Genomic DNA, 17,819 nt, shown 5'->3' on the forward strand with positions numbered 1-17,819 from the left:
TTTATAATGATTTTTAATCTAAATTTGATATAAGAAATATAGTTTAGTAGATTTTCTTTCATCTCAGCAACAAACCAAAAACTATAAATAGAAACCATGACTTTAGACGCCATAGATAAAAAACTGCTCGTTTTACTACAAACCGATAGTAAAAAAACAACCAAAGAATTATCATTAAAACTGGATCTTTCTGTCACAGCGGTATACGAACGAATCAAAAAACTAGAACGAGAAGGCATAATAAAAAACTACGTCGCATTAGTCGACAAATCTAAAATCGAAAAAGGATTTGTAGTTTTCTGCCATTTAAAATTGATTCAACACACCAAAGAATTCCTAACCAAATTCGAAAGCGAAGTCATCAAACTAAACGAGGTTTTAGAATGCCATCATGTAAGTGGCGATTATGACTATATTTTGAAAGTTCTGGTAAAAGATATGGAAGCTTACAGAGAATTTCTAGTAACCAAACTAACTTCACTACAGCATATTGGAAGTACGCAAAGTATGTTTATGATTAGTGAAGTGAAGAATTCGACTGTAATTTCTTTCTAAGATGCTAAGGTTCTAAGTTTTTACTTTGAGACTTTGTGCCTTTGTGGCAAAAAAAAGTTTTAACAGAATTGAATCATTATAAATCTTAAATTTGAGTTTAAATAAAAGCAAAATGGAAACGAAGGAATTAAGACGTAAGCTTATAAAAGATTTTGGAAAATTTATTGACGACGATTCTAAATTAGAAATTTTGGAAAGCGTTTTCGATGCTATAAATCATGACGAAAAAGATTCAATTGTTCCTGATTCACATTATAATTTAGTTGCTGAAGAAAGAGAAAAATATCCGTCTGGAGAAATACAGGCGAGTTCTTGGGAAGAAACAGAAAAGCGATTGAATGCGAAATATGGTTTTTAAAATCAAAATTTTACCATTAGCAGAAAATGAAATTGATGCATCTATTGAATTTTACGAAAGCAGGAGTAAAGGTTTAGGAAAGCACTTTCTAACTTATTTAAGATCTTATCTCAAGGTTTTAAAAACAAACCCAGAATTATTTGAAATTAAAAGACAACCGGGCTACAGAGAAAGGACTTTGGTTAAATTTCCATTTGTTATCATTTATGAGATTATAGGAAATGAAATAATTATTTATTCAGTATTTCATACTTCAAGAAATCCAGAAAGAAAACCTTAGTAAAGAGGCCCAAAGTAACAGGTAGAAAAAGATTCAAAGGTTTTTTTGTAGAGATGCACTGCAGTGCGTCTACGTCCAGTTTGTCATCCTGAGGAACAAAGGATCACACACGAAACTCTACAAAGATTGGCGATCTTGCATGCGGAGCTTCTAGTGTGATCCTTTGTTCCTCAGGATGACAAGCTTGTGGATAAACTTTGTGGCTCTGCGTCTTTGCGAAACAAAAAAACAAAAAAAAACTTTGTGCCTTAGAGCCTTCGTGGCAGAAACCCATCGCCTCAAATTTCACACAAAAAACATTGAAAATTAAACTTTAAACAAAACTTTATTGCTTAATTTTGTAACCGCTAAAATAAAAACAAAATACTATGAGTTCATTTGACGTAGTCATTATAGGTTCAGGTCCTGGAGGATATGTATCAGCAATTCGTTGCGCACAATTAGGTTTCAAAACTGCAATTGTAGAAAAATATAATTCATTAGGCGGAACTTGCCTTAACGTAGGTTGTATCCCTTCAAAAGCATTATTATCTTCTTCACATCATTATTCAGAAATCGCTCATTTCGCAGATCACGGAATCGAAGTTTCTGGCGATGTAAAAATCAATTTAGAGAAAATGATTGCCCGCAAACAAGCTGTTGTTGATCAAACTGTAGGCGGAATCAATTATTTAATGGATAAAAACAAAATCACTGTTTTCAATGGTTTAGGATCTTTCGTAGATGCAACTCACATTGCTGTTGCAAAAGCTGACGGAACATCTGAAACTATCGAAGCAAAATATACTGTAATTGCTACAGGATCAAAACCATCTTCTTTACCATTCATCAAAATTGATAAAGAAAGAATCATCACTTCTACTGAAGCTTTGGCTTTAAAAGAAGTTCCAAAACATTTAGTAATCATTGGTGGTGGAGTTATCGGAATCGAGCTTGGACAAGTTTATCTTCGTTTAGGCGCTCAGGTTTCTGTAGTAGAATTCATGGACAGAATCATTCCAGGAATGGACGGTGCTCTTTCTAAAGAGTTGACTAAAGTATTGAAAAAACAAGGAATGAAATTCTATGTTTCTCACAAAGTAAAATCAGTTGAAAGAAACGGCGATGCTGTTGTGGTTCAGGCTGAAAATGCAAAAGGAGAAACTATTACTTTAGAAGGAGATTATTCATTAGTTTCTGTTGGTCGTCGTCCTTACACAGACGGATTAAACGCTGATAAAGCAGGAGTAAAAATCTCTGACAGAGGACAAGTTGAAGTAAACGATCATTTACAAACTAATGTTCCAAATATCTATGCTATTGGAGACGTTGTTCGTGGAGCGATGCTAGCACATAAAGCAGAGGAAGAAGGAGTAATGGTTGCTGAAATTTTAGCAGGTCAAAAACCACATATCGATTATAACTTAATTCCAGGTGTAGTTTACACTTGGCCAGAAGTTGCAGCAGTTGGACAAACTGAAGAGCAATTAAAAGCGGCTGGAGTGAAATACAAATCTGGAAGTTTCCCTTTCAAAGCGTTAGGACGTGCAAGAGCAAGTGCTGATTTAGATGGATTCGTAAAAATCTTGGCTGACGAAAAAACAGATGAGGTTTTAGGAGTTCACATGATTGGTGCTCGTACAGCAGATTTAATTGCTGAAGCAGTTACGGCTATGGAATTCAAAGCTTCTGCTGAAGATATTTCAAGAATGAGCCATGCGCACCCAACTTTCGCGGAAGCGGTAAAAGAAGCAGCATTAGCAGCAACTGAAAACAGAGCTTTACACGTATAATTTACGCTTAATACTATTTCAAACCCCGTTAGAATTAATATCTAACGGGGTTTTGTTTTGGACTAAATTTAATGCTTGAAAAATATAAACTTGAATAAAAATTTTGTAAATTAGATGTGAGATTCTGATGTTATCTTTATGATAATAAAAAGATTACATCATGAAAAATAAATATATAGCTCCTGTTTTACTTGGAGCAACAATCGCTTTCCTATTGTATTCCTGTAGTAGTTCGACTATTCCTAAAAATGCAACAGCAGTTGTTGATTTTGATAAAGCCAAATATTTAGGCAGATGGTACGAAATAGCAAGGTTAGATTACAAATGGGAAAGAGATTTAGATAATGTTACTGCCGAATATTCTCTTAACGAGAATGGAACCATAAAAGTCGATAATAAGGGCTATAATGTCAAAAAAGACAAATGGGAACAAAGCATCGGGAAAGCTAGATTTGTCAAAAAAGACAATATTGGTATGCTTAAGGTCTCATTTTTTGGTCCTTTTTATTCTGGATACAATGTAATCGCAGTAGACGATGATTACAAATATGCTCTTGTTGCTGGAAAAAGTTTGGATTATATGTGGATTCTTTCCAGAGAAACCAAAATGCCGGAAAGCATAAAAGCTGATTTTTTAATTAAAGCTCAGGAAATAGGATACAATGTATCTAATTTGGTCTGGGTAAAACACGATAAAGCACATTAAACAATAAACCCGACAGCTCTTTAACTGTCGGGTTTATTGTTTTTTTGAAACGGTTTAAATCAAGGTGTAAAAACACTTTTATAATTATCCCAATATCTGTATATCAAAAATATATTGCCTATGAAGAGCAGAACCGCAATAGGAAGACCTTCTGGCGCTAAGAAATAGTTGATAAAAAGGATATTGATTGTGATTGGTAAAATCAGAATATTGGCAAGAGTTACAAAACGACCGCTGACGAAGGCGAGTCCGCAAAGTAATTCTACTGATTTTGCTAAAGGCATTAAATATGTCGCAGCCATTAAACCAACATTAAAGGCTTTGAAATTTCCGGTGGTTTCCGGTTCGGGCATCAGGTGGAAAAAATAACTGATCGATGCAAAAAGCAATAAAAGACCAATTAAAACACGGACAATAATGGTGGCAATTTTCATATTACTTAGGATTTTTTAAGGTTAAAAAATATAATTAAGTTATTGGAAAAGATGCGTGTTCAAGTCTCAAATTAAAATCACAAATTATATTTTTTGTGGTCTGTTTTTAAGAAATTTACAATCAAATCAGGTTAATTTTGGTATTAATCTAATTGTATATCAAATATAACGAATTTTTTCTTATTAAACAGTAGTGTTTTTACCATTTTTCTTATTTCTTAAGGTATCTTTTGTAGAGAAAAAAACCGCCTAAACCAATAAGAATAATAGGCCACAGATTAAGAATAAAAATTAGAATAGCTTGCAAAATATTCAAGCCACTTTTTAAAGCATCGATAATTTGAATTCCTAAATTAGGTTTGTAATAGGTGCTGTCTTTTTCACTTGCAATGATTTCCTGTTTTATAGTTTCGTTTTGATAAAGCTGCAATGTTACAGTGCTAAAATTAATTTGATCTTGCAATGATAAATTTGCTATTGTGCGGTTGTCGCTAGCTTCTTTTTGATTGGCTAAAGTATTTTCGGCATCTATAATATCATTTATTTTTTTGCCTTTAGAATCAATTGCATTTTCGACTCTTTGTGCAGAAACAGTACTTCTTTTTTGAGAAAGCTCATTAGCGAGAAATTTTAGTGAAACATCATCCGCTTTGATGATTCTAAAATCTAAAAAGTCAATTTGTTTGGCAATGCTTTTAATAATAGTATCGAGTTGGGTGTTTGGAACACGAATGGTAATATTGTTTTCTACAGCATATTTAGTAGTTTCTAATGTACTGTCCTGACTGATCTTAGTTTTAATCTGATCGATAATATTGCTTTGAAGATTAGTATAAGTAACAAAACCTCCAAATTTTTGAACTGCATTTTCAATTGCATAAGTAGATTTGACGACATTTTTGACTTTAAATTTTAGTTCAGCTGTTCGAATAAATTTCTGTTTGCTGTCTTTTTTTTCCACTGCGGCCGATGATGATATGGCTGTGCTGTCTGATAACATTTTGGAGTCTGAAGTTGTTTCGGCAGGATTATAGTCTGCTTTTTTACAAGAAAGTAATATTAAAGTAATCATCAAGGAAGTCAATCCTAATTTTGCAATTGTTTTCATAAAGGTTTTAAAATTTGATTAGTAAATGATATTGTACCTGTTATTCAGGTTAACTTTTTAAGCGACGGATTAAAAGGTTTTCAATGATTTTATTTAAAGCTTAAAAAATAATCTGCGTCATTTTTTAATGAGTGAGTTTTTAAATAAAACGAAAGAAAAGTTTTAATAATTAGCACTAATTCGATATACTAAAAAGTGTGCCAATATTTTTTTCGTATTACTTTATTGAAGGATATTTTTTGTCGTAATTTTGAAGTTTAAAATTTATTCGTTTTTGAGAGTATCCATCCATAAAAATATTACCAATCCCGAACTGTTTAAAGAACAGCTTTTAAATTGGGCACAGCAGTTTCGAGAAGTCGTTTTTTTAGACAGTAATTCCTATCCACAACAATATTCTGATTTTGATTGTCTATTGGCTGTTGATGCTTTTACGTCTTTAAAAACAGATTATTATAATGCTTTTGAGGATTTAAAACAGTATCAGCAAAATACAAAAGACTGGCTTTTGGGATATCTTTCTTATGATCTTAAAAATGATGTAGAAAACCTTCAGTCCAATAATTTCGACGGATTAAATTTTCCCGATTTGTTTTTCTTTCAACCTAAAAAGATTTTTATTCTGAAGGGAAATCAGCTTGAAATTCAATATTTAATGTTTTGTGATGATGAAGTCGAAGAAGATTTTGAAGAAATTATAAAAATTCAAAACGAAACATTTGTCACACTAAACGGAGTTGAAGTGCAACAACGTATTTCTAAAGATTTATATATTGAAAAAGTAAATAAAATGCTGGAACATATTCATATTGGAGATATGTACGAAGCTAATTTCTGCATGGAATTTTATGCTGAAGATGTAGTTATAAATCCGTTGGAAAAGTTTCAGAAACTGAATGAAATTTCAAAAGCACCTTTTTCGGTTTTCTTTAAAAATCACAAACAGTATTTACTTTCTGCTTCGCCGGAGCGTTATATTAAAAAAGTGGGAGATAAAATTATTTCCCAGCCAATTAAAGGAACTTCTAAGCGTTTTGAAGATCCAGTTGAAGATGAAAAGTCAAAAGCAATTTTGGTTTCAGACGAAAAAGAACGCGCTGAAAATATCATGATAACCGATTTAGTTCGAAACGATTTATCGCATACAGCACAAAAAGGTTCCGTTGAAGTCGAAGAACTTTGCGGAATTTATTCGTTTCTGCAGGTACATCAAATGATTTCTACGGTAACTTCAAAATTGGATCCGCAATATTCGGCTGTAGAGGTATTGAAAACAACATTTCCAATGGGAAGTATGACTGGTGCGCCTAAAATTTCGGTAATGCAAATAATTGAAAACTTAGAAGAAACAAAAAGAGGATTATACAGCGGTGCCGTAGGCTATTTTACGCCGACAGGGGATTTTGATTTTAATGTCGTGATCAGAAGTATTTTATACAATCAGGAAAATAAGTACGTTTCATTTTCAGTTGGAAGCGCCATAACAGCACAATCTGTTCCTGAAAAGGAATATGAAGAATGTTTATTGAAAGCCAAAGCAATGCACGAGGTTTTACAGTAATTTTTTTGCGCCACGAATTATTCTCAAAGATTATCAAAATAATTCGTGAATTCGTGGCAAAAAAACTCGCTTAACATTTCATTTAAAAATAGATCGAATTTAATTTTTTACTTTTATCGGATGTTTTCAAAATTTCAAAGCCATATCATTTCTAGGTTTCCATTCTTAGCCGAAAAAAAGCTTTTTCTGGCTGTAAGCGGTGGATTAGATAGTATGGTTTTACTGCATTTATTGCATAAACTGCCGTATGAAATTGCGGTTTTGCATTGTAATTTTCAGCTTCGCGGATTAGAAAGTTTTGGAGATCAGGAATTTATTCAAAACTATTGCAAACAAAATAATATTCCAATTTTTACCACACATTTCGATACAGAGGCTTTTGCTAAAGATTATAAATTGTCTACTCAAGTTGCGGCAAGAGAACTTCGTTACAGCTGGTTTTATGAAATGTTAGAAGAAAAAAACTTCGATTATATTTTAACCGCGCATCATGCCGATGATAATTTGGAAACTTTTATAATCAATCTAACCCGCGGAACTGGTTTGGAAGGTTTAACTGGAATTCCAGAACAAAATGATAAAATCATTCGTCCGCTTCTGCCGTTTTCTAGAGATGAAATCTTGAAATATGCAGAAGAAAATGAAATCGAATGGCGTGAAGATAGCAGTAATGCTTCAACAAAATATTTAAGAAATAAGATTCGTCATAATTTGATTCCCGTTTTAAAAGAAATCAATCCTAACTTTTTAGATGCTTTTCAAAAAACACAATCGTTTCTTCAAGAGTCAAAAGAAATGGTGGAAGATGCTTCAATTATGATTTATCAGCAGGTGGCAAAAGAAGCAGAAGAAGATATTCATTTCGATTTAAATCAATTGAAAAAACTACCTAATTATAAATCGTATCTGTATCAATGGTTAAATGAATTTGGTTTTTCTGCTTGGAAAGACATTTATGATTTAGTCGAAGGACAGTCGGGAAAACAAATCTTTTCGGGAGAATTCAGGTTGTTGAAAAATAGAGAAACATTGATTTTAAGTCCATTTTCTGAAACATCAGAAAAAGATGAATATCAAATTAATGAAAACGATACAGAAGTTAATTTTCCCTTAAAAATGTCTCTTTGTAACGTTAGTCACATAACATTAGATTCAAATAAGGTTATATTTGTCGATGCCGATAAAATCCAGTATCCTTTAATATTACGTAAATGGAAAGATGGCGATGTTTTTCAGCCTTTCGGAATGAATGGGAAATCAAAAAAAGTTAGCAAGCTTTTTAAAGACGAAAAATTATCATTGATTGAAAAAGAGAAAATCTGGCTTTTATGTTCTGATGATCAAATAATTTGGGTTGTTGGAATGAGACAGGACGAACGTTTTAAAATAAAGAAAACCACAAATAATATACTAAAAATAGAATTGCAATAATGAACTTTACTCAAACTCTAAAGGACAATCAGTTTAAAAACGTTTGGACTAAAACTATTTTACTTTTCTTGTTTTTCTTTGCTTTTGCAAATAGCAACGCTCAAATATTAGAACCAGTAAAATGGACATCTAAAATTGAAAAGAAAGGGAATAATGCTGTATTAATTTTCGACGCAGTTATCGAAAAAGACTGGCATATGTATTCACAATTTACTCCAGAAGGCGGGCCTCTTGCTTTGGAAATTACTTTTAAAAATCAAAAAGGAAATTACGAATTAGTTGGAAAAGCAAAAGAAGGAAAAACGAAAACTTCTTTCAACGATGTGTTTGGTGTAGATGAAACTTATTTTGAAGGAAAAGCTCATGTAGAGCAGGAAATAAAAATCATTAATCCAAACTTAAAAACGGTTGATGTAGATTTTGATTTTCAGGTTTGTAAAGAAGTCTGCATCAATTCGAGCAAAAAATTCTCGATTGCAATTCCGCCCACCTTTAAAGTAGAGGATGTTCCAGTTGTAAAAGAAGATAAATTAGACGAAACTAAAACGGTTGGAATTGCAGTAGATACTGTAAAACCAGTTGTCGCAGAAACAGCAAAATCTGATGTTAAAAAAGCAGATAGCGAAGTGACTTCCAAAGAAGAAGTTCCTGCTCAGGCACCTGCAAGAAGTTTATGGTCTATATTTTTTATCGCATTTTTATCAGGATTCGCAGCATTGTTAACACCATGTGTTTTCCCAATGATTCCTATGACGGTAAGTTTCTTTACTAAACAAAGTAAAAGCAGAGCAAAAGGAATTAGAAATGCTATTTTTTATGGACTTTCAATTATTGCTATCTATGTAATTTTAGGTTTGATTGTAACCAAAATATTCGGAGCCGATGCTTTAAATGCTTTATCGACAGATGTTTGGTTTAACTTGATTTTCTTTGTAATTCTAATCATTTTCGCGACTTCATTCTTAGGAGCTTTCGAAATTATGCTTCCAAATTCATGGGCTAATAAAGCAGATCAGCAAGCGGATAGAGGCGGAATAATTGGAATATTATTTATGGCTTTGGCTTTAGCAATTGTATCTTTTTCTTGTACAGGACCAATTGTTGGGACTCTATTGGTTGAAGCTGCTTCAAACGGAGGAATTGCACCAGTTGTTGGAATGTTAGGATTTTCATCTGCATTAGCACTTCCATTTATGTTATTTGCAATGTTCCCAGGTTGGTTGAATTCATTACCAAAATCAGGTGGCTGGTTAAATACTGTAAAAGTAGTTCTAGGATTTTTAGAATTAGCTTTAGCATTCAAATTCTTATCAAATGCCGATTTGGTTTTACAGTTACATTTCTTAGAAAGAGAAGTTTTCATTGCAATTTGGATTGCTATTTTTGGAGCACTTACATTATATTTATTCGGGAAAATTACATTACCTCACGATAGCCCGATACAGCATATTTCTGTTGGAAGATTGTATTTAGGATTGTTAACTTTAGTGTTTACAATGTATTTGATTCCAGGACTTTGGGGAGCGCCATTAAAATTAATTAGTGCTTTCCCACCGCCACCGCAATATAGCGAAAGTCCGTTTGGAGTTGGAGGATCAGGTCATGCAGCTGTAAATACTGATCCCAAAGGTTTACCTGCAGGAGCAGAATTAGGCCCACATGGAATTATGGTTTTCCATGATTATGAAGATGGTTTAGCTTATGCAAAAGAAATCAATAAGCCAATCATGCTCGATTTTACAGGTTATGCTTGTGTAAATTGCAGAAAGATGGAAAATAATGTTTGGTCAGAACCAGAGGTTTTGCCAATTCTTAAAAATGATGTTGTGTTAATTTCGCTTTATGTTGACGATAAACGTGAGCTTCCAAAAGAAGAACAATTCACTACAGCTGCAGGAGATAAAATTATTACAGCAGGAGATAAATGGACAGATTTTATGATTTCTAAATATAAAACGAACACACAGCCTTTGTATGTGATTACAGATTTAGAAGGAAATAATTTAAATAATACTAAACCAACAATCAGTTACGTTAGTACAGAAGAATATCTGCAATGGCTGAAAGAAGGGATTTCTAATTTTAAATAATGTTTTTAGAATATAGAATATAGAATATAGAATATAGAATATAGAATATAGAATTAGAGCTTTATTCTAGCAAATTAATTTTTCTTTGGGGGTTAAAATTAATTCAAATAAAAAGGCTGTCTCGATTTTTGAGACAGCCTTTTTTGCATAATTATTTTGTTCGCATTTAAAGAAAACTATTTACTTCGATTTGTTATTCGGTAGGACTGTTTCATTGATGAAAAAAGTAAAACAAAAAGAGTAGTTCTTGATTTTTAGAATATCCTTTTGGCTATATTTTAATGAAAACCATTTAAATCGATTGTCATTTCATAGGAATATTTCATCGGTAACTAAAAAGCGCTCTAAGTAATTAGAGCGCTTTTTTAAATATGAATATGAAAATTAATATCTTATAAGAATTCTCCGTGTTGAGAGATATCTAATCCTAAGTCTTCTTTTTCTTCAGTAACTCTTAAAGGAGTAATTTTGTTTACGATAAAGAATAAAACATAAGAAGCAACAAAAGCAAAGATCGATACCACAACTAGAGCAGTTAATTGGTTTAGGAATAAAGTTGGTGTTCCGAAGATTAAACCTTGGTTATCTCCAACAGCTGGGTTGATCGCTTTTGATGCAAAAACTCCAGTTAAAAGCATACCAACCATACCGCCAACACCGTGACAAGCGAATACATCTAGTGCATCATCAATTTTTCCTTTAGGGAATTTGCTTACTACAAGGTTACTCACAATTGCAGAGAATAAACCGATGAAGATAGCGTGAGAGATACTTACGAAACCAGCTGCAGGTGTAATAGCAACAAGACCTACAACAGCTCCGATACAAGCTCCAAGAGCAGATAATTTGTGTCCTAAAATTTTATCAAGGAATACCCAAGCCATCGCAGCAGCAGCAGCAGCAACAGTAGTTGTACCTAATGCTTGTGCCGCAAGACCGTTAGCTCCTAATGCAGATCCAGCATTAAAACCAAACCATCCGAACCAAAGTAAACCAGTGCCTAATAATACATAAGTAATTCTCGCAGGGTTAACTTTTTGAACTTTTCTTTTTCCTAAGAAGATTGCTCCAGCCAACGCAGCCCATCCGGCACTCATATGTACTACAGTTCCACCAGCGAAGTCAAGAACTCCCATTTTGAAGAAAATTCCATCAGGATGCCATGTCATGTGAGCAAGTGGAGTGTATATGAATAAGATAAATAAAACCATGAATAATAAATAAGCCCAGAAACGTACACGTTCTGCAAAAGCACCTGTAATTAATGCAGGAGTAATGATAGCGAATTTAGCCTGAAATAATGCGAATAATATAAAAGGAATAGTTGGTGCTAAGCTCCAAGCTGTATTAGTTCCAACTCCCTGAAAGAATAAATTATAAGATGGATTTCCGATAATTCCTCCAATGGTTGGTCCAAAAGCTAATCCAAAAGCAACAACAGTCCATAAAATAGTAACAATTACCATTGCCATAAAACTTTGAAGCATAGTACTAATTACGTTTTTCTTACCTACCATTCCTCCGTAGAAAAATCCTAAACCGGGAGTCATTAACAATACAAAAGCAGTTGCAACGATCATCCAAGCCGTATCTCCTGTATCAAATTTTACAGCTTCAGCTGGAATTGGGTTATCAGCAATGATAAAATTTGAAATAAAGGTTAGTACCAAAATAGTGATAAGAATCACACTTAAAATAATTTTTCGCATAGTTATTTAGTTTTAAAATTTTTGATAAAAGTATAAAATGATTTAATACCCCCTTAAAAAATATGGTTTAGTGTTTAATTTTTGTTAATTTTTCATTTTAACCCCCTCTGTTTTGAGTGTATCTGTTAAAAATGACTTAAATTTTACAATTTCTTAATCGAAAATAGAGCTAGTTTGTGTTTTTTGATGTTTTTAGAGATTAAATGAAGGTAATAATGAAGAGTTTTTGGTTAATTGTTGAAGTATTCTTTGTGATTTTCTAAAAATGATTATTTTTATAAAAGAAAATGGCATCAAACGAATAATTCGCCTGATGCCATTTCTTAAATTGAAATTTATAACTATTTCTGATTGTATTTTGCCTTGAACTTATCGCTAAGTTTAACCTGAAAAGTTTCTAAATTGATGTTTCTTCCTTGAATAAAAGCTGTAGAGAGTTTGTTTGTTCTCATGTCCAGAGCATCGCCTTCAGAAATAAATAAAGTAGCATCTTTGCCTGTTTCCAAAGTACCGCATAAAGTATCAATCCCTAAAAGTTTTGCGGTATTTGATGTTATTAATTGTACTGCTTTTTCTTTGTCTAAACCAAAGGCTGCACAAGTTCCAGCAAGAAAAGGCAGGTTTCTTGCACTCATACGTTCCATATCACCGCTGTTTTCTAACCCAACTAAAATGCCTTTGTCTGTTAGTATTTTGGCCATTTTATAAGGTAAATTAACATCTTGATCTGCACTTGTAGGCATGTCGTGAACACGTCTTAGTAATACGCCAACATTATGTTTTTGCAGTGTCGAAGCCGCTTTGTAAGCTTCAAAACCGCCTATGATCACAATCTTTTTTATACCATTATCAACAGCTAACTGAATAGCATCTACGATCTGTTTTTCTTCGTCTGCGTGAATGTACAATATCTGTGTTCCATCAAACAATCCTTTTGTAGCTTCAAGTACAATGTTTCTTTCTTTAGGAGCGGTTTGATTATACGCTTTAGCATTTACAAAAAAAGCATTGATTTCTTCAGATTGTTTCGGATAATCTTTATTGGCCTCAATAATTCCAGGTTCAAACCAGTTGCCAGATCTTTTAAAACTAGAGGGAAAATTAAGATGAATTCCGTCATTTTCTTTCAAGATAGCGTCTTTCCAGCTCCATGCATCTAATTGTACAATTGAAGATGTTCCAGAGATTCTTCCGCCTCTTGGAGTAACTTGTGCAATTAAAATTCCATTAGGACGAGCGGTTTCTACAACTTTAGATTCAGAATTATAAGCAATAATACTTCTAACATTCGGATTAAAACTTCCAATTTCTTCTTCATCACTAGAAGCTTTTACTGCATCAATTTCTACTAAACCAAGAGTCGAATTAGGCGAAATAAAACCAGGATATACATGTTTTCCTGCTGCATTAATTGTAGTATCATAAGCATTATCGGCTAATCTTATTGTTGACGCATCGGCCACTAATGTGAGTTTTCCATCTTTAAATCCAATAGCGCTGTTTTCAATAATATTTCCGTTTCCTAAGTGTGCGGTAGCATTTAAAATTAAAACCGATTTAGATTGTTTTGGAGCAGGTATCTGCTGTGCATTCAGCTGAACTGAAGCAAAAAATAGTAAAAACAGCTTAAATATATTTTTATGTGTCATCTTTTCTTTATTAATCATTATGAATTTTCTAAAGTTTCTACCATTGTTCTAAAGTATCACAGTGGTATTCCTTTTTCTCTTTTTTGGTTGGTTGCTGTGTGTTGTTTCCTTTATTCTTTTCTTGCAGCATTTGCCCAATTAATTCATTTCTTTCTTTGCTGATAGCTGTTTGTTTTTCTGCATCTTTTTCAAGGTCAAAATATACTACGCCCTCAATAATTGTTTTTTCAGCCTTAGCATAAATAGATAACGGGTTTTCGCTCCATAAAACAACATCAGCGTCTTTGCCTACTTTTAAACTTCCTACTTTATCATCGATATGTAATAATTTTGCAGGGTTAAGTGTAACAAATTTCCAAGCATCTTCTTCAGAAATATTTCCATATTTTACTGCTTTTGCAGCTTCTTGATTCAAACGTCTAGACATTTCTGCATCATCGGAGTTGTAGGCTACAACTAATCCTTCATTATGCATAATTGGTCCATTGAACGGAATGGCGTCATTTACTTCAAATTTATAAGCCCACCAATCTGAGAATGTGGAAGCCCCAACACCATGTTCTTTCATTTTATCTGCCACTTTATATCCTTCCAAAATATGAGTAAAAGTATTGACTCTGAAATTGAATTTTTCAGCAACATTCATCAGCATTAAAATTTCAGATTCAATATAAGAGTGACAAGTAATAAAACGTTCCTTGTTGATGATTTCAGCCAAAGTTTGTAATTCTAAGTCAACTCTTGGCGCTTTTCCTTTTTTATTTCCCGAATTGAATTTTTTCCAATTTTCATCATATTCTTTTGCTAATTGGAAATAATCTGTAAAAACCTGTTCGACACCCATTCTAGTCTGCGGAAAACGAGTAGGATTGTCGATTCCCCAGTTGGCTTGTTTTACGTTTTCACCCAAAGCAAACTTGATAAATTTAGGCTGGTTTTTATATAACATATCTTCTGGAGCTGAACCCCATTTCCATTTTACAATTGCAGAACGGCCTCCAATAGGATTTGCTGATCCGTGTAATAACTGCGAAATAGTAACGCCTCCAGCTAAATCTCTGTAAATATTAATGTCTTCAGAATTTACAACATCTTGAATCGTTACTTCGGCAGTAGAATTATGGCCGCTTTCATTTACACCTTTTGAAATGGCAATATGCGAATGCTCATCAATAATACCGCTTGTAATATGTTTTCCTTTAGCATCTATTACAGTGGCAGATGCATCAGAAAGATTTTTGCCGACAGCAGCAATTTTTCCATTTTTGATTAAAACATCGCTTTCTGTTAGAATACCTTCTTTTTCATTTGTCCAAACGGTAGCATTTTTAAATAATAAAGTCTGGGCAGTTTGTTTTTTTGTGTCTCCAAAAGCCACGTTTGGATAGGTTACTGGCATTATAGGATTTGGTTTCTCTGCTTTTGTCGAATCTTTGACAACTGTAAAAGGACTTGTTTTTACAGCATTCCAAACCAATTCTTCTCCGTTAGACAAAGTCGCCTTACCAGATAAATTCTGCTGATTTTCAATAAATCCAGTCAAACGTGTAAAGCTTGAATTGATGGTGTCGGCAGGTTTAATTACTAGTGTAATCCAGTTTTTAGCGATTGAGAAAGTACTTTTAATCTTTTTTGAATCGGCTGTTGTAATTTCAGATTTCTGAGCTTCAGCAGTTCCATCGATTTTCCATTTATAAGTATCCTTGCCAACTGTTAAATCATAATTACCGCGAATATCTTTGGCATTAAGATCATTTACTATAAATTTAGATCCTTGAACCCAGTTTTCGTATAAAACCGTTTTTTCGTCAAAAATTTCTCCAGAAGTAATAATAAAGTTGGCATAACTTCCCGTTTTTAAACTTCCTATTTCATTGCTTTTTCCTAAAAGAGCAGCAGGAATTGTTGTTAAGGATTCTAAAGCCTTTGTTTTGTCAAAACCATATTTAATAGCTTTTAACAAGTTAGGCTTAAAGTCTTCTATTTTTTTCAGTTTATCTGTAGTTAATGCAAAGATAACTCCGTTATCAGACAGGACTTTTAAATTAGTTGGTGCTTGGTTCCAGAAACGCATATCCGCCAATTCAATTTGATTGGATAGATACGGATTTGAAACATCATAAGCATCAGGGAAATTTACTGGAATAATAAATTTAGCATTCGTGTTTTTGATTTCTTCTATTCTTTCAAATTCGTTTCCGCTTCCTTTTAAGATATAATTTAAGCCAAATTCTTTGGCAATTTTATTAGCTCTTAAGCTGTTTAATTTGTCTTCTGTAGCGAATATTTGTACTAGTTTTTCATTAGCTGCCAATGCTTCCAATGATAAATCTTTAGTTTCAGAGTTTCCTTTTTTATACCAATCTAAATCCAGATACATTTGACGCAGTAAAGCCATCATTCCCATTAAAGAACTTGGATAGGCTTGATTGGTCAAAGCGCTTTTTGTAAAGGCAAAATGATTGGTAAGTTTATTAGCAATGATTTGTTTGCTGTTGTCTTGATTGTTTAAGGCAACCAAAACACCAGTTCCTTGAGCAACTCCATCAGGAATATGTGTCCCAACAACTCCAAAGCCAGCTTTTAGCAATTCATCTGCTTTGGGCTGATCGTATTTAAAAGATTCATACCCATTTACTTCAGGTCTGATGCTTTCATTCCAATAATAACCAGATTTTTTAGTATCATAAGTTTGATTTCGGCTTCGTCCTGGCGACATGTTGTTTTTGGGGTTTTCAATTCCAAAAGAAGTATAAATATCAATAAAAGACGGATAAATTGTTTTTCCTGTAAGATCAATAGTGATACTGTTTTTAGGAATGGTGATGTTGGTTCCAGCAGCAATTACTTTTCCGTCTTGAATAAGTAAAGTTCCTTTTTCAATTTTTTGACTTGGAGTGACATAAATTGTGGCATTGGTAAAAACGGTGTAGTTTTTATTTTTGTTATGCACACTTTCATTAACCGGAAAGTAGTCTTGAGCATACGTTTTTGTTAAAAAAACGCTCAAAAAGAATAGTAGTAGGGCTTTTTTCATATAGTATTTACAATTTTGCTGCTAAAAATATGAAATATATGTTATACCAGTTTTATTTTTTTGTAAATGGTTTTTCGATTATTTTTAGAGAATTGATTTAAAAGCATGTTTATTAGTAAATCCGAATCTGATTAAATGAAAAAAGTAAATAAGATAAAGTGGGGAATTATAGGTTTAGGAAATATCGCAAGCCAGTTCGCAGCTGATTTATTGCTGTTGGAAGACGCGGAACTTACAGCAGTTGCTTCCAGAAATTTTACCAAAGCGGAACAGTTTGGAGAAAAATTTAATGCCTCAAGAATTTATAATTCATACGATTTGATTTTAGAAGATAAAGAAGTTGAAATTATATATATCGCAACACCTCATAACTCACATGCCGAATTAGCAATAAAAGCTCTGGAAAAAGGGAAACATGTTTTATGCGAAAAACCTATGGCTTTATCGTATGAAGATGCTGAGAGAATGATCACGGCGTCTAAAAAACACAATAAGTTTTTTATGGAAGCATTTTGGACACGTTTTATTCCATCTATTCAAGATGTTTTAGAAAAGGTAAAAAGCGGAGCAATTGGAAACATAAATTATATAAACGCCGATTTTGCTTTTTACGGAAGTGAAACCGAAAACAAAAGGCTTTTTGATAAAGAACTTGGTGGCGGTGCTTTGTTTGATATTGGAGTTTATCCTTTATTTCTCTCTTATATATTATTAGGAAATCCAAAGGAGATTATAGCAAAAGCAATCATGCATCAAAACAAAGTTGATTTACAGACTTCTATAATCTTGCAATATGAAAATGCCCAATCAATTCTGCATGCTTCTATTGTTTCAGATTCTGAAATGAAAGCTTCTATCAGCGGAACAAAGGGAAAATTTCATTTAAATTCTCCTTGGTACATAGCAGATGGATATTCTTTGTTTGAAAATGGAGTAGAAGAAGCAGTTTTTAGTCTGCCGGCTTTAGGAAAAGGATATACACATGAAGCGATAGAATGCCATAATTGTATTAGAAATAATAAAATTGAAAGTGAACTTTGGTCACATCAAAACAGTTTGGATTTGAGTAAGATAGTTGAAGAAATTAAAACACAAATCGGATTAAGTTTTGCCTAATCCGATTTAGAAT

The 17,819-nt window shown here is 33.0% G+C and carries 14 protein-coding genes; 9 read left to right on the plus strand and 5 right to left on the minus strand.

Going from position 1 to position 17,819, the window contains the following annotated elements:
• Window positions 1–96 precede the first annotated feature (96 nt).
• The 5 genes from P2W65_RS11590 (at window position 97) to P2W65_RS11610 (ending at window position 3,671) form a co-directional block, all read left to right on the plus strand.
• Window positions 97–555 carry an Lrp/AsnC family transcriptional regulator gene (locus P2W65_RS11590; protein WP_008462051.1) on the plus strand — a complete coding sequence of 153 codons (459 nt, stop codon included), beginning with the start codon at window positions 97–99 and terminating at the stop codon, window positions 553–555.
• A gap of 112 nt (window positions 556–667) precedes the next feature.
• Window positions 668–913 (plus strand): hypothetical protein, encoded by a 246-nt coding sequence (locus tag P2W65_RS11595; RefSeq protein ID WP_289665709.1) that lies wholly within the window; start codon window positions 668–670, stop codon window positions 911–913.
• Complete coding sequence (locus tag P2W65_RS11600; RefSeq protein ID WP_289665711.1) at window positions 894–1,193, plus strand: type II toxin-antitoxin system RelE/ParE family toxin; 300 nt, start codon at window positions 894–896, stop codon at window positions 1,191–1,193. Before P2W65_RS11595 ends, P2W65_RS11600 begins: the two co-directional genes overlap by 20 nt.
• Window positions 1,194–1,561: 368 nt before the next feature.
• Entirely contained in the window at window positions 1,562–2,965 is a 1,404-nt protein-coding gene (gene lpdA / locus P2W65_RS11605) for a dihydrolipoyl dehydrogenase (RefSeq protein WP_135221143.1), read from the plus strand.
• A 160-nt stretch (window positions 2,966–3,125) separates the two neighbouring features.
• The gene (locus P2W65_RS11610; RefSeq protein WP_289665713.1) at window positions 3,126–3,671 is read left to right on the plus strand and encodes a lipocalin family protein; all 546 of its coding nucleotides are present in this window, start codon (window positions 3,126–3,128) and stop codon (window positions 3,669–3,671) included.
• A gap of 59 nt (window positions 3,672–3,730) precedes the next feature.
• Here the strand turns inward: P2W65_RS11610 and P2W65_RS11615 are convergent, their stop codons facing one another.
• Both P2W65_RS11615 and P2W65_RS11620 read right to left on the minus strand, forming a co-directional pair.
• Window positions 3,731–4,105, minus strand: coding sequence for a DoxX family membrane protein (locus tag P2W65_RS11615; RefSeq protein WP_179006764.1), 375 nt, complete (start codon window positions 4,103–4,105; stop codon window positions 3,731–3,733).
• Between the two features lie 211 nt (window positions 4,106–4,316).
• The gene (locus P2W65_RS11620; protein ID WP_289665715.1) at window positions 4,317–5,213 is read right to left on the minus strand and encodes a DUF4349 domain-containing protein; all 897 of its coding nucleotides are present in this window, start codon (window positions 5,211–5,213) and stop codon (window positions 4,317–4,319) included.
• Window positions 5,214–5,487: 274 nt separating this feature from the next.
• Between P2W65_RS11620 and P2W65_RS11625 the strand changes: the two genes are divergently transcribed.
• The 3 genes from P2W65_RS11625 (at window position 5,488) to P2W65_RS11635 (ending at window position 10,295) form a co-directional block, all read left to right on the plus strand.
• On the plus strand, window positions 5,488–6,774 hold the full coding sequence (locus P2W65_RS11625) for an anthranilate synthase component I family protein (RefSeq protein ID WP_289665717.1): 1,287 nt from the start codon (window positions 5,488–5,490) through the stop codon (window positions 6,772–6,774).
• A 120-nt stretch (window positions 6,775–6,894) separates the two neighbouring features.
• The gene (tilS, locus tag P2W65_RS11630; RefSeq protein ID WP_289665719.1) at window positions 6,895–8,205 is read left to right on the plus strand and encodes a tRNA lysidine(34) synthetase TilS; all 1,311 of its coding nucleotides are present in this window, start codon (window positions 6,895–6,897) and stop codon (window positions 8,203–8,205) included.
• Window positions 8,205–10,295 (plus strand): protein-disulfide reductase DsbD family protein, encoded by a 2,091-nt coding sequence (locus tag P2W65_RS11635; protein ID WP_289665721.1) that lies wholly within the window; start codon window positions 8,205–8,207, stop codon window positions 10,293–10,295. Before tilS ends, P2W65_RS11635 begins: the two co-directional genes overlap by 1 nt.
• Window positions 10,296–10,687: 392 nt before the next feature.
• On the opposite strand, the gene P2W65_RS11640 is transcribed toward P2W65_RS11635, so the two are convergent.
• From P2W65_RS11640 to P2W65_RS11650, 3 genes are all read right to left on the minus strand, one after another.
• A complete protein-coding gene (locus P2W65_RS11640; RefSeq protein WP_091496157.1) occupies window positions 10,688–12,004 on the minus strand; it encodes an ammonium transporter in 1,317 nt (438 codons plus the stop codon).
• A 341-nt stretch (window positions 12,005–12,345) separates the two neighbouring features.
• Complete coding sequence (locus P2W65_RS11645; protein ID WP_289665724.1) at window positions 12,346–13,653, minus strand: amidohydrolase family protein; 1,308 nt, start codon at window positions 13,651–13,653, stop codon at window positions 12,346–12,348.
• 37 nt (window positions 13,654–13,690) lie between these two features.
• A complete protein-coding gene (locus P2W65_RS11650) occupies window positions 13,691–16,690 on the minus strand; it encodes an amidohydrolase family protein (RefSeq protein WP_289665725.1) in 3,000 nt (999 codons plus the stop codon).
• Between the two features lie 135 nt (window positions 16,691–16,825).
• Here P2W65_RS11650 and P2W65_RS11655 point away from each other — a divergent pair, with 135 nt between their 5' ends.
• Complete coding sequence (locus tag P2W65_RS11655; RefSeq protein WP_289665727.1) at window positions 16,826–17,806, plus strand: Gfo/Idh/MocA family protein; 981 nt, start codon at window positions 16,826–16,828, stop codon at window positions 17,804–17,806.
• Window positions 17,807–17,819: the final 13 nt, after the last annotated feature.

Origin of the sequence: Flavobacterium panacagri, assembly GCF_030378165.1 — a bacterium.
Taxonomy (GTDB): Bacteria; Bacteroidota; Bacteroidia; order Flavobacteriales; family Flavobacteriaceae; genus Flavobacterium; species Flavobacterium panacagri.